This window comes from Streptomyces sp. NPDC093510, assembly GCF_040683555.1.
Taxonomy (GTDB): Bacteria; Actinomycetota; Actinomycetes; order Streptomycetales; family Streptomycetaceae; genus Streptomyces.
Map to the genome: position 1 here is coordinate 19325 of NZ_JBFBEE010000036.1, position 13001 is coordinate 32325.

Consider the following 13001-nt stretch of genomic DNA (forward strand, 5'->3'; position numbering starts at 1 on the left):
GCTTCAGCCGTACGCCAGCAGCTCCCCGTCAGTCCGCTCCCACGCCGCCCGCAACTCGGCCAGTAGCTCCGGCTCGCCCGCGGCCCGGTCGGCCTGCTCACGCCGGTCGGCCGCCAGGTCGAAGAGCTGGTCCGCGCCGCCCTTGCCGCGGTAGTACTTCCACTTCCCGCGGCGCAGCGCCCGCTCCCCGCGCACCCGCCAGAACAGCTCGCGCTCGGCGACGGCCTTCCCCTTCAGGAGGTAGGGGGCGAGGCTCGTCCCGTCCAGCGGATACGCCGGGTGCGGCCGGGCCCCGGCGATCTCCAGGAGCGTCGCCGTCCAGTCCGGGGTGTAGACGGGCTCGTCGCTGACCTGCCCGCCGTCGATCCGCGCCGGCCACCGCACGATGGTCGGCACGCGGATGCCGCCCTCCTTGAGCGAGCCCTTGTTGCCGGACAGCGGCCAGTTGTACGAGAAGCGCTCACCGCCGTTGTCGGAGGCGAAGAACACCAGGGTGTCCCGCTCCTGCCCGGACTTCCGCAGCGCGCGCAGCACTTCGCCGACCGAGCGGTCCAGGTCCTCGACCATCTCCGCGTACTTCTCCACGGAGCCGCCGTCCTGGTGCCGGAGCGCGCCCTTGTCGCCCGCCTTGATCCTCCGCACGATCTCGGCGCTCTCCTCCTTGTCGCCGTCCGCGATCCAGGGCCAGTGCGGGGTGGTGAAGTTGAGGTTCAGCAGCCACGGCTTGTCCCCGTGGTCGCGCCGTACGTAGTCGCTCGCCCGATCGGTCAGGATCTGCGTGTAGTACCGCAGGTCCTTGTACTCGGCGTCGCCCTCCCGGACAGCGCCTTCGTAGAGGTCGTACTCCCCGCCGAGCCCCAGCTTCGAGTAGTACTCCAAGGCCCCGCCGAAGTTCCCGAAGAACTCGTCCCAGCCCGACTTGGTGGGGGAGTAGTCCGGCAGGTATCCGCAGTGCCACTTGCCGATCAGGGCGGTCGCGTACCCGGCGTCGCGCAGCAGCGAGGCGAGCGTGGGGTGGGTCGGGTCGAGGCCGACGGACCTGTCGGCGATCGGCTCCGCGAGTCCGCCCTTCGTACGGCCGGGGTAGCGCCCCGTGTACAGGCTGAAGCGGGTGGGCGAGCAGGTCGCGGACCCGGAGTAGGCGTCCGTGAACCGCACGCCCTGGCGGGCGAGGCGGTCCAGATTGGGGGTTCTTATGTGCGGCGACCCGTAGGAGGAGAGATCAGCCCAGCCGAGGTCGTCGCCGAGGATGAAGAGGATGTTGGGCCGCCGGGAGTGCCGCCCGCGCGCGGCGGCGAAGGGCCGCTCGGCAGCGGCTTCGGCGGCTTCGGCGGGTGCGCCGGACGCGGCGTCGGCGCGCGTCGCGGCGCCCACTGCACCCACGCCGACGGCGGCGCCCGCCACTCCGCCGGCGAAGGAGCGCCGGGACAACCGAGAAGACCGTGACAATCCATGAGGCTGCATGGATCAGGAGCCTCACGGGCTGCCGGAAGGGCCGTCAACGCGTCGAAGCCCCTGTTCACAAAGCCGTCGTCGCAGTTCACAGCCCTGTCGTACGCCCGAAGCACTCGCGCCGCGAACGGGCTGCGACGGCCCCGGCGACGGATCGCGCTCACCCTCCGTGCAGGGCCCGTATCCCCAATTCGGACCAGTGGTCGATCTCGCCTACACTCGGTGGCGTGCCACGTGGTGACGGTCGACTCAATCACGATCTGCTTCCCGGCGAGAAGGGCCCCCAGGACGCTTGCGGCGTCTTTGGTGTCTGGGCTCCAGGCGAAGAGGTCGCAAAGCTCACTTACTTCGGGCTCTACGCCCTCCAGCATCGGGGCCAGGAATCCGCGGGAATCGCGGTCAGCAACGGCTCCCAGATCCTCGTCTTCAAGGACATGGGTCTCGTTTCCCAGGTCTTCGACGAAACCTCTCTCAGCTCGCTCCAGGGTCATATCGCGGTCGGTCACGCCCGCTACTCGACCACCGGAGCCTCCGTCTGGGAGAACGCCCAGCCGACGTTCCGTGCCACCGCGCACGGCTCCATCGCGCTCGGGCACAACGGCAACCTCGTCAACACGGCCCAGCTCGCCGAGCTGGTCGCCGAACTCCCGAAGGAGAACGGCCGCGCGACCCAGGTCGCCGCGACCAACGACACCGACCTGGTGACGGCTCTCCTCGCGGGCCAGGTGGACGACGACGGCAAGCCGCTGACCATCGAAGACGCCGCCATGAAGATCCTCCCGCAGGTTCAGGGCGCCTTCTCCCTCGTCTTCATGGACGAGAGCACGCTGTACGCGGCCCGTGACCCGCAGGGCATCCGCCCGCTGGTCCTCGGCCGCCTGGAGCGCGGCTGGGTCGTCGCCTCGGAGTCCGCGGCGCTCGACATCTGCGGCGCCAGCTACGTCCGCGAGATCGAGCCCGGCGAGTTCGTCGCGATCGACGAGAACGGACTGCGAACGTCCCGATTCGCGGAAGCGAAGCCCAAGGGCTGTGTCTTCGAGTACGTCTACCTCGCGCGCCCCGACACGGACATCGCGGGCCGCAACGTCTACCTCTCGCGCGTCGAGATGGGCCGCAAGCTCGCCGAGGAAGCTCCCGTCGAGGCCGACCTCGTCATAGCGACGCCCGAATCCGGCACCCCCGCCGCGATCGGGTACGCGGAAGCCTCCGGCATCCCCTTCGGCGCGGGCCTGGTCAAGAACGCCTACGTCGGACGTACGTTCATCCAGCCCTCGCAGACGATCCGCCAGCTCGGCATCCGTCTCAAGCTGAACCCGCTCAAGGAAGTCATCAAGGGCAAGCGCCTGGTGGTCGTCGACGACTCGATCGTCCGCGGCAACACCCAGCGCGCCCTGGTCAAGATGCTCCGAGAGGCCGGCGCCGCCGAGATCCACATCCGGATCTCGTCCCCGCCCGTGAAGTGGCCGTGCTTCTTCGGCATCGACTTCGCGACGCGCGCCGAGCTCATCGCCAACGGCATGACCATCGAGGAGATCGGCACGTCCATGGGCGCCGACTCCCTCTCGTACATCTCCATCGACGGCATGATCGAGGCCACGACCATCGACAAGCCGAACCTCTGCCGCGCCTGCTTCGACGGCGAGTACCCGATGGATCTGCCCGACCCCGAGCTGCTCGGCAAGCAGCTTCTGGAGACGGAACTGGCCGCGGGCCCGGCGAGCACCGCCGCCGCCGACGCGATCCGTCGCCCGTAAGACCCCACGCAGTACGACACGAAAGTTCTCACCGTCATGTCTGAGACCACTGGTGCCAGCTACGCAAGCGCGGGCGTCGACATCGAGGCGGGCGACCGCGCCGTCGAGCTGATGAAGGAGTGGGTCAAGAAGACCCAGCGTCCCGAGGTCGCGGGCCTCGGCGGCCTCGGCGGCTTCGCCGGCCTCTTCGACGCCTCCGCGCTCAAGCGTTTCGAGCGCCCCCTGCTCGCCTCCGCCACCGACGGCGTCGGCACGAAGGTCGACGTCGCCCGCCAGATGGGCGTCTACGACACCATCGGCCACGACCTCGTCGCGATGGTCATGGACGACATCGTCGTGTGCGGCGCCGAGCCGCTCTTCATGACCGACTACATCTGCGTCGGCAAGGTCCACCCCGAGCGCGTCGCCGCCATCGTGAAGGGCATCGCCGAGGGCTGTGTCCTCGCGGGCTGCTCCCTCGTCGGCGGCGAGACGGCGGAGCACCCGGGTCTGCTCGGCCCGGACGACTTCGACGTCGCGGGCGCCGGCACGGGCGCGGTCGAGGCCGACCGCCTGCTCGGCCCGGATCGCATCCGTAAGGGTGACGCGGTCATCGCCATGGCGGCCTCCGGTCTTCACTCGAACGGGTACTCGCTCGTGCGGCATGTGGTCTTCGACCGCGCGGGCTGGGCCCTGGACCGGCACGTCGAGGAGTTCGGCCGCACGCTCGGCGAGGAGCTCCTGGAGCCCACGAAGATCTACTCCCTGGACTGCCTGGCGCTCACCCGCACCACCGACGTCCACGCCTTCAGCCACATCACGGGCGGCGGCCTCGCGGCGAACCTCGCCCGGGTGATCCCGGACGGCCTGCACGCGATCGTCGACCGCGAGACGTGGACGCCCGGCGCGGTCTTCGACGTGGTCGGCAAGGCCGGTCAGGTCGAGCGCCTCGAACTGGAGAAGACGCTGAACATGGGCGTCGGCATGATCGCGATCGTCCCCGAGGAGTCGGCGGACGCGGCGCTCACCACCCTCGCGGACCGCGGCGTGGACGCCTGGGTCGCGGGCGAGATCACCGACCGCGGCGACCACGCGACGGGCGCCGAGCTCATCGGCGACTACGCGAAGTAAGAAGCGCAGGACAGCACAGAACCCGGCCCGGGGTGGTGCCCCCGGACCGGGTGAAGTGCAGTTGCTATGAGAACTGCGAATACTGCGTAGGCAATAAATAATGCGTATTCAACGAGGTCAAGCGCCGCGGCGCTGAGACGAAGGACCGGACTCGTCGGAGTCCTCGTCCTCATCGTCGTTATACAGATCCGCGTACTGGGCGTACGGGTCGTCTTCCTCGTCGTCGTCCTCGAACGGCTCGCCATTCGGCGGCTGTTGCGAAGTCGAAGCGCCCAGCTCATTGGCCAGACGCGACAGGTCAGTCCCGCCGCTGCTGTACTTCAGCTGGCGGGCGACCTTCGTCTGCTTGGCCTTTGCCCGGCCGCGCCCCATGGCTCGACCCCCTCGGATACGGGGCTCGACGGCCCCAGAGTCTTGACACGCGTTCATGATCTGGAACGGTCTCTCCGTGGAGAGACCGGTCCGTAGGGCTTCCACGGTACCTGCTCCTGCGGCCATACGGTACGTCGCCCGCAGGACGCGCCTAGGCGCACAACCCTCGAGGAGCCCCGTCCTCGCTGGTCAACTGCGATTTTAACCTCTTCTTGCCGGGCGACCCGCCGATGGGGGTGAGTCTTGTCTCTCGTGTACGTCGACGGGGCCCTGTCAAAACGTGCCGTACTGCCGGAACATCAGATTCCGGCCTCTTTCACCGTGCGTCGGACATCCGCTGCTCGGCGATCCTGTCGGCCGCGGCGGCAGGCGGAATGCCGTCCTCCTTTGCGCGTGCGAATATTGTCAGCGTGGTGTCGAAGATCTTCGAGGCCTTCTCCTTGCACCGGTCGAAGTCGAAGCCGCGCAGCTCGTCGGCGACCTGGATCACGCCGCCGGCGTTCACCACGTAGTCCGGCGCGTAGAGGATCGACCGGTCGGCGAGGTCCTTCTCCACCCCGGGGTGCGCCAGCTGGTTGTTCGCGGCGCCGCACACCACCTTCGCGGTCAGGACCGGCACGGACTCGTCGTTGAGCGCGCCGCCGAGCGCGCAGGGCGCGTAGATGTCGAGGCCCTCGGTGCGGATGAGCGCCTCGGTGTCCGCCACCGCCGTCACCGAAGGGTGCTTGTGGACGACGCGCGTCACCGACTCCTCGCGGACGTCCGTGATCACGACCTCGGCGCCGTCCGCAAGGAGGTGCTCGACGAGGTGGTGGCCCACCTTGCCGACGCCCGCGACACCGACCTTGCGGCCGCGCAGCGAAGGATCGCCCCACAGGTGCTCGGCGCTGGCGCGCATGCCCTGGAAGACACCGAACGCGGTGAGCACGGAGGAGTCGCCCGCGCCGCCGTTCTCGGGGGAGCGCCCGGTGGTCCAGCGGCACTCGCGCGCGACGACGTCCATGTCCGCCACGTACGTACCGACGTCGCAGGCCGTCACGTACCGGCCGCCGAGCGAGGCGACGGAGCGGCCGAAGGCGAGGAGCAGGTCCTCGCTCTTGATCCGGTCGGGGTCGCCGATGATCACGGCCTTGCCGCCGCCGTGGTCGAGACCGGCCAGGGCGTTCTTGTACGACATCCCGCGCGACAGGTTCAGGACGTCGGCGACGGCCTCTTCCTCGGTCGCGTACGGATAGAAGCGGGTGCCGCCGAGGGCCGGGCCCAGGGCGGTGCTGTGGATGGCGATGACGGCCTTGAGGCCGCTGGCTCGGTCCTGGCAGAGCACTACTTGCTCGTGGCCTCCCTGATCCGAGTGGAACAGGGTGTGCAGGACGCCGTTGTCTGCTTCGGTCACTGTGGTGACTCCCGGTCAAGTGGCGGCGGTCGGACGGGCTCCCGTACGGGTGGCGGGCCCCGATGGGCATGAGACTAAAGGCTGTCCACCCACCTTGACCGCCCGGAGTCGAGGATCACGTTTTCGAGTCCACCCATAGGGGAGAGAGCAGCCGTGCCCAAGGTGTCATCGGTGACGGTCCCGTACGCGTCCTATCTGCGTGTGTACGAGCCGCTGGCCGCCTTCCCGGAACCGGAGCGCGGCCACTGGGCGCGCTACGCCCGCCGCGAAGACCTGCCCTCCTGCCAGGACGAGCTCCGCCGCTCGCTGGCCGACCTCGTGTCCACGCCACCGGTGCCCGTACCGGTGCACGAGAGCGGCGACGCGTTCGTGGTGGAGGCCGACGGGGTGCTGTGCGTCTGCCCGTGGCGGACCCGGCTGCGCGGCTGGCAGGCGATGGGGGAGCTGGCCGGGCAGCTGCCCGCGCCGGTCCTCGACGCGGTGCTCCCTCCCGTGCTGCGGCGGCAGACGGCGGCGGACTACGAAAGGTGGCTGGCCCGCAACCCCGACGCGCGCCCGTGGATTCGTACATCCACGTGGCAGGTGCCGCTGCACTGGTTCGTGCTCGTCTCCGACGAGGAGCGGACGTACGTGAAGGGTGACCCGCCCGACCTTCGCTACCGCACCCCGATGGTGCAGGCCCGGCGCCGGGTCGCGCGCGGTCTGAAGACGCTGCGGGAGGCGCTGGACGAGGGGCCGCTCATCGACGGGCTCGTGGACGTCGGCCGGTGGCTGGAGGACTTCCACCCGCGCTCCTTGGTCGAGCTCGACTACGGAGGGCTCGTGCACGCGGTGGCGCCCGACGAACTCGACGAGGACCACTCGGCGGCGGACGTGGCCGAGGGGATCGAGGCGCTGCGCGACGGCGACGACGAGGCGGCCGGCGAGGCGTATGCGAGGCTCGTGGAGCGATGGCGGGCGGTCCGGGATCTTCAGTTCGCGAACTGAGGATCTGTGGTCCCCGCCGGGCGGCGGGACGTAGGTCCCGATCCGGGCCTTTGCCTCAAGCGTGATGGACCGCACTTACGGGGCCCTTGCGCCCAACGCCCCTCCTCATGCCAAAATAGGACAAGGAGTCCGGGGAGGACTCCTTCCGCCCAACTATGGGCGGAATGCTCAGCATTGCACTCTATGGGGGGTCTGTTGACTCCTGATCGCTCTGTGACTGATCGTCACTGTGGCGTGACTGTCCGCTATGGCATGGTCCATCGGCTTCCGTCGGTGATGAACACCTGGGAGGGCAATTCCATCGGTTTGGCCGACGCGGCTGGACGGATGGTGTAGTTGTAGTGCCGAGGACAAGCCGTTCGTCCTATAACCGACTCGACTCGCGTCCGCCATTTCGGGCAACGCGGGTCAAGGTGCAGAATTTAGAGGAATGAACCGAGAAGGTTCGGTTCTCCCGAGGAGGCCGCTCATGACCGCTCGCACCCCTGATGCCGAGCCGCTGCTGACCCCGGCTGAGGTCGCCACGATGTTCCGCGTCGACCCGAAGACGGTGACGCGCTGGGCAAAGGCTGGCAAGCTCACGTCGATTCGCACGCTCGGCGGACACCGCCGTTACCGCGAGGCTGAGGTCCGCGCACTGCTCGCGGGTATTCCGCAGCAGCGCAGCGAGGCCTGACGTACGCCAGAAGTACCGCTCAACCAGCAGTAACTCGTACAACTCGGGCGAAGAGCACCACTGCTGCCAGGTCCCCCAACCTGGCCGTACGTCCGACATATGGCTACACGCGACGAGGGTCCCGCCCCAACGGGAGCCACGCCTGACACACGTGGGTGCGTCGTTTTGATCGCGCTGGACTCCGCCGGGTCCAGCGCGATCTTTTTTGTGCGCCGAGGACGTGCTGGTGGGCGGACCTGTGGGCGCTCTTGTTGGTCTCTGGGGGGCCGCTGGGGGATGCCGAGGGGGTGCCCGGGGGGATGTCGGGGGAGCGCCCCGGGGGCGGTGCAATTGCACATATTAAATTGGCCGGTTGTATGAAGGGTGTAAGTTCCGGGGTTTCTTAAACCAGTTCGGTGACACCCGTCACACGTCATGAATCTTGTAGCGCACAACTCCCCTGCGCTAGAGGGGTCCTGGCGCCACTCGAAGGCCCTCGGCTCCCAGCCTGCCACCGGGGAGGCGGGTCGCGCGTCGGCTTTGGTCATGCGTCGGGAGGACTTTCGTCCTCGCCGGGCTCGGCAGGGGCGTCTGCGGCGCTCTCGCGCACGAAACCTCCGTCGGGGTCCTCACGCTCGCCGGAGACGCGCTGAGAGGGCTCCAGGGCGAGTCTCAGCAGCCGGTGGCAGATCGGGCAGTGCCGGGTCACGTGGCGGTAGCTGGTGGCCGCCGCGAGGTGTGCGCGGAGCAGTGCGCGCGTCTCGTGCCGCGCGGACGCCGGAGAAGCGGACATGCGTCACCTCCTGGGGGCCTCCCGCCGGCCCCCTGCTCTCCGGAGTACCGGTGGAATGTGACTCCGTCAAGCCGTCCAGGCACGGCCAGGGCATACGGCGAGGGCCGCCCGTGGGTACGAACCGCACACGAATGAGGGCCGCACCCGATGGGTACGGCCCTCACTCTTACTGCGGTCCTGACGGGATTTGCTGTGTCTGATTGCGGCTCCGCCGCGGGCGCGGCGCACGCGACTGAGGGCCGCACCTGATAGATGCGGCCCTCACTCTTACTGCGGTCCTGACGGGATTTGAACCCGCGGCCTCCACCTTGACAGGGTGGCGAGCACTCCAAACTGCTCCACAGGACCTTGCTTTGCGGCACTTGCTTGCGCGTTGCGCTGCGAGACAGGACTCTACAGCAGTGCAGGCCCGGCGGTCGAACTCACCGTGCGTACCCGGGTGATCACGGGGCGAGCGCGTCGATCGCCTTCACGATCCGCTTGTCCGAGACGGGATACGCCGTGCCCAGCGCGTGCGCGAAGTAGCTGACGCGGAGCTCCTCGATCATCCAGCGGATGTCCAGGGCCTCCTGAGGGACCGGGCGGCCCTGCGGCAGCTGCTCCAGCAGCCACAGGTACTCGTCGCGCATCTCGCGGACCTTCTCCATGCGCGTGGTGTCCCGCTGGACGTTGGCCGGCATCTGCTGCAGGCGCCGGTCCGCCGCCACCATGTACCGCATCAGGTCCGCCAGGCGGCGCAGCCCCGTCTCCGTCACGAACCCCGGCTTGATGAGGGAGTTCAGCTGCTCCCGCACGTCCGACAGGTTGGCGAGCAGAGCCGGGCTCTTCGTCGACTTCAGGCGCCGCTCGCAGGCCTGCCAGGCGGCGAGGACCTGCTGCACCTGGCCGACCGCGCGCACGGTCGTGTCGACGATCTCGGCGCGCACCTTGTCGTACAGCTTCCGGTACGACTCCTCGTCCCAGACGGGCCCGCCGAAGTCCGCCATCAGCTTGTCCGCGGCGGCCGTCGCGCAGTCGTCGAAGAGGGCCTGCATGGAGCCGTGCGGGTTCGCGGACAGGGCGAGCTTCTGCTGGTTGGTCAGCTTGTCCGAGGCGAACTTGCCCGGGTTCACCGGGATGTTGCGCAGGATGAGGCGCCGGGTGCCGCGCCACATGGCCTGCTGCTGCTCCGCCTCGGTGTCGAAGAGGCGTACGGAGACGGTGTCGCCGTCGTCCACGAGCGCGGGGTACGCCTTCACCGGCTGACCGGCGCGGCGCGTCTCGAAGACGCGCTGGAGCGTGCCGATGCTCCAGTCCGTCAGGCCCGCGCGCTCGACCGCCGAGCCGCCCGTCCGCTCGGCCGTCGCTGCGGCCGCCTGCGAGAGCGCCTTGCGGGCCTTCGGCTTCAGCCGGAGCTTCAGCGCTTCGAGGTCCTTGTCCTCGGCGAGCTTCTTGCGCCGCTCGTCGACGATCCGGAACGTGATCTTCAGATGGTCCGGTACGCGCGTCAGGTCGAAGTCGTCCGGCGAGACGGGCACCCCGACCATCCGCTGGAGCTCGCGCGCCAGCGTCACATGCAGCGGCTCCTGCAGCGGAACCGCGCGCTCCAGGAACGCCTTCGCGAAGTTGGGCGCCGGGACGTAGTTCCGGCGGACCGGCTTCGGCAGGGAGCGGATCAGCTCGACCACGACCTCCTCGCGAAGGCCCGGGATCTGCCAGTCGAAGCCTTCGTCGGTGACCTGGTTCAGGACCTGGAGCGGGATGTGGACGGTCACGCCGTCCGCGTCCGCGCCCGGCTCGAACTGGTACGTCACCTTGAACTTGAGCTGCCCCTGACGCCACGAGTCCGGGTAGTCGTCCTTGGAGACGTCCCCCGCCTTCTCGTTGATCAGCATCGACCGCTCGAAGTCGAGCAGCTCGGGCTCTTCCCGCTGCTTCTTCTTCCACCAGGAGTCGAAGTGCGCCCCGGAGACGACGTCCGCGGGCACCCGCTGGTCGTAGAAGTCGAAGAGCGTCTCGTCGTCCACGAGGATGTCGCGGCGCCGCGCGCGGTGCTCCAGCTCCTCGACCTCGGTGAGGAGCTTGCGGTTGGCGGCGAAGAACTTGTGGTGGGTGCGCCAGTCGCCCTCCACCAGCGCGTTCCGGATGAACAGGTCGCGGGAGACCTCGGGGTCGATGCGGCCGTAGTTCACCTTGCGGTCGGTGACGATCGGGACGCCGTACAGCGTGACCTTCTCGACGGCCATCACCGCCGCCTGGTCCTTCTCCCAGTGCGGCTCGCTGTACGTGCGCTTCACGAGGTGCTGGGCGAGCGGCTCGACCCACTCGGGCTCGATCTTCGCGTTGACCCGCGCCCACAGGCGGGAGGTCTCGACGAGCTCGGCCGACATGATGAAGCGCGGGGGCTTCTTGAAGAGCGCCGAACCGGGGAAGACGGCGAACTTCGCGTTGCGCGCGCCGATGTACTCGCCCCGCCCGCCGCCGCGCTGCTTGGGGTCCTTCTCCTTGCTGTCCTTCGACTCCTTCACGTCCTTCATCCCGATGTGGGAGAGGAGACCGGCGAGGAGGGAGATGTGGACGTGCTGCTCGGGGGCGTCCTCGTCGTTGAGCTGGAGGCCCATCTGCTTGGCGACCGTACGGAGCTGCGAGTAGATGTCCTGCCACTCACGGATGCGCAGGAAGTTCAGGTGCTCCGCCTTGCACATACGCCGGAAGGAGGAGGAGCCGCGCTCCTTCTGCTGCTCCCTGACGTACCGCCACAGGTTGAGGAAGGCGAGGAAGTCGCTCGTCTCGTCCTTGAAGCGGGCGTGCTGCTGGTCGGCCTGCGTCTGCTTCTCTGCCGGGCGTTCGCGCGGGTCCTGGATGGAGAGCGCCGCCGCGATCACCATGACCTCGCGCACGCAGCCGTTCTTCTCGGCCTCCAGGACCATGCGGGCGAGCCGCGGGTCGACGGGCAGCTGGCTGAGCTTGCGCCCCTGCTGGGTGAGCCGCTTCTTCGGGTCCTTCTGGGTGGGGTCGAGCGCACCCAGTTCCTGGAGGAGCTGGATGCCGTCGCGGATGTTGCGGTGGTCCGGCGGGTCGATGAAGGGGAACTTCTCGATCTCGCCGAGGCCGGCCGCCGTCATCTGCAGGATGACCGATGCGAGGTTCGTACGGAGGATCTCCGCGTCCGTGAACTCGGGGCGGGAGAGGAAGTCGTCCTCGCTGTACAGGCGGATGCAGATGCCGTCCGACGTACGGCCGCAGCGGCCCTTGCGCTGGTTGGCGCTGGCCTGGCTGATCGCCTCGATGGGCAGCCGCTGCACCTTCGTGCGGTGGCTGTAGCGGGAGATGCGGGCCGTGCCCGGGTCGATCACGTACTTGATGCCGGGGACGGTCAGGGACGTCTCGGCGACGTTGGTCGCCAGGACGATTCTTCGGCCGGTGTGCTGCTGGAACACGCGGTGCTGCTCGGCGTGCGAGAGGCGCGCGTAGAGGGGGAGGACTTCCGTGAACCGGTAGTTCTTCTTGTTGAGCGCGTCCGCCGTGTCCCGGATCTCGCGCTCTCCGGAGAGGAACACGAGAATATCGCCGCTGGCGCCCTCCGCCTGGAGCTCCTCGACGGCGTCCGTGATCGCGGTGATCTGGTCGCGGTCGGAGTCTTCGGAGTCCTCTTCGAGGAGCGGGCGGTAGCGCACCTCCACGGGATACGTGCGGCCGGACACCTCGACGATCGGCGCGTCCCCGAAGTGCCGCGAGAACCGCTCGGGGTCGATGGTCGCGGAGGTGATCACGACCTTCAGGTCCGGGCGCCTCGGCAGGAGCTGGGCGAGGTAGCCCAGCAGGAAGTCGATGTTGAGCGAGCGCTCGTGGGCCTCGTCGATGATGATCGTGTCGTACGCGCGCAGCTCGCGGTCCGTCTGGATCTCGGCCAGCAGGATGCCGTCCGTCATCAGCTTCACGAACGTGTCCGCGCCGACCTGGTCGGTGAAGCGGACCTTCCAGCCGACGGCCTCGCCGAGCGGCGTGTCCAGCTCTTCGGCGACGCGCTCGGCGACCGTGCGGGCCGCGATGCGGCGGGGCTGCGTGTGGCCGATCATGCCGCGCACGCCCCGGCCGAGCTCCATGCAGATCTTGGGGATCTGCGTGGTCTTGCCCGAACCGGTCTCGCCCGCGACGATCACGACCTGGTTGGCGCGGATCGCCTCGGCGATGTCGTCCTTCTTCTGGCTGACCGGCAGCTGTTCCGGATACGTGATCACGGGCAGGCGGGAGCCGCGCTCGGCCATCCGCGCCCCGGCCTTCTCCACGTCCGCCGCGATCTCGGCGAGGACGGCGGCACGGGCCTCGGGCTTATGGATCCGGCGCGCACCCTCCAGCCGCCGGCCGATCCGGTGCTCGTCGCGCAGCGAGAGCTCGGAGAGGCGGGAGGCGAGGGTGTCGAGGGCGAGGGCGGGCTGCGTAGACATACGCCGTCCAGGATCTCACCCGCGACTCGGCAGTGGCGAACCGATTTCCGGTGGGGCG

At 68.8% G+C, this 13001-nt stretch carries 9 protein-coding genes and 1 tRNA gene; 4 read left to right on the forward strand and 6 right to left on the reverse strand.

What is annotated here, in order from left to right:
• Positions 1-3 precede the first annotated feature (3 nt).
• Complete coding sequence (locus AB0N81_RS37700) at positions 4-1464, reverse strand: sulfatase-like hydrolase/transferase (RefSeq protein ID WP_365366649.1); 1461 nt, start codon at positions 1462-1464, stop codon at positions 4-6.
• A gap of 215 nt (positions 1465-1679) precedes the next feature.
• Between AB0N81_RS37700 and purF the strand changes: the two genes are divergently transcribed.
• Together purF and purM are read left to right on the forward strand one after the other, a co-directional pair.
• Entirely contained in the window at positions 1680-3206 is a 1527-nt protein-coding gene (purF, locus tag AB0N81_RS37705) for an amidophosphoribosyltransferase (protein WP_365366651.1), read from the forward strand.
• A 36-nt stretch (positions 3207-3242) separates the two neighbouring features.
• On the forward strand, positions 3243-4316 hold the full coding sequence (gene purM, locus AB0N81_RS37710) for a phosphoribosylformylglycinamidine cyclo-ligase (protein ID WP_365366653.1): 1074 nt from the start codon (positions 3243-3245) through the stop codon (positions 4314-4316).
• Between the two features lie 117 nt (positions 4317-4433).
• On the opposite strand, the gene AB0N81_RS37715 is transcribed toward purM, so the two are convergent.
• Both AB0N81_RS37715 and AB0N81_RS37720 read right to left on the reverse strand, forming a co-directional pair.
• Positions 4434-4688 (reverse strand): DUF3073 domain-containing protein, encoded by a 255-nt coding sequence (locus AB0N81_RS37715; protein WP_055568369.1) that lies wholly within the window; start codon positions 4686-4688, stop codon positions 4434-4436.
• Between the two features lie 316 nt (positions 4689-5004).
• Complete coding sequence (locus AB0N81_RS37720; protein WP_365366655.1) at positions 5005-6081, reverse strand: Glu/Leu/Phe/Val dehydrogenase dimerization domain-containing protein; 1077 nt, start codon at positions 6079-6081, stop codon at positions 5005-5007.
• Positions 6082-6234: 153 nt separating this feature from the next.
• Between AB0N81_RS37720 and AB0N81_RS37725 the strand changes: the two genes are divergently transcribed.
• Together AB0N81_RS37725 and bldC are read left to right on the forward strand one after the other, a co-directional pair.
• Complete coding sequence (locus tag AB0N81_RS37725; RefSeq protein ID WP_365366657.1) at positions 6235-7068, forward strand: hypothetical protein; 834 nt, start codon at positions 6235-6237, stop codon at positions 7066-7068.
• A 469-nt stretch (positions 7069-7537) separates the two neighbouring features.
• Complete coding sequence (bldC, locus tag AB0N81_RS37730; protein WP_003949541.1) at positions 7538-7744, forward strand: developmental transcriptional regulator BldC; 207 nt, start codon at positions 7538-7540, stop codon at positions 7742-7744.
• A 523-nt stretch (positions 7745-8267) separates the two neighbouring features.
• Here bldC and AB0N81_RS37735 read toward each other — a convergent pair.
• The 3 genes from AB0N81_RS37735 to hrpA all read right to left on the reverse strand — a co-directional run bounded on the left by AB0N81_RS37735 (position 8268) and on the right by hrpA (position 12943).
• Positions 8268-8516, reverse strand: coding sequence for a DUF6274 family protein (locus tag AB0N81_RS37735; RefSeq protein ID WP_365366659.1), 249 nt, complete (start codon positions 8514-8516; stop codon positions 8268-8270).
• A 273-nt stretch (positions 8517-8789) separates the two neighbouring features.
• Positions 8790-8864: transfer RNA gene (locus AB0N81_RS37740), tRNA-Asp, on the reverse strand.
• A gap of 95 nt (positions 8865-8959) precedes the next feature.
• Positions 8960-12943, reverse strand: a complete 3984-nt coding sequence (hrpA, locus tag AB0N81_RS37745; RefSeq protein WP_365366661.1) for an ATP-dependent RNA helicase HrpA — start codon at positions 12941-12943, stop codon at positions 8960-8962.
• Between the last annotated feature and the right edge of the window lie 58 nt (positions 12944-13001).

Excerpts from the sequence above, each read along its gene's own strand:
- hrpA (WP_365366661.1), bottom strand. The coding sequence starts at position 12,943 with ATGTCTACGCAGCCCGCCCTCGCCCTCGACACCCTCGCCTCCCGCCTC.
- purM (WP_365366653.1), top strand. The coding sequence starts at position 3,243 with ATGTCTGAGACCACTGGTGCCAGCTACGCAAGCGCGGGCGTCGACATC.
- bldC (WP_003949541.1), top strand. The coding sequence starts at position 7,538 with ATGACCGCTCGCACCCCTGATGCCGAGCCGCTGCTGACCCCGGCTGAG.
- AB0N81_RS37735 (WP_365366659.1), bottom strand. The coding sequence starts at position 8,516 with ATGTCCGCTTCTCCGGCGTCCGCGCGGCACGAGACGCGCGCACTGCTC.
- AB0N81_RS37715 (WP_055568369.1), bottom strand. The coding sequence starts at position 4,688 with ATGGGGCGCGGCCGGGCAAAGGCCAAGCAGACGAAGGTCGCCCGCCAG.
- AB0N81_RS37700 (WP_365366649.1), bottom strand. The coding sequence starts at position 1,464 with ATGCAGCCTCATGGATTGTCACGGTCTTCTCGGTTGTCCCGGCGCTCC.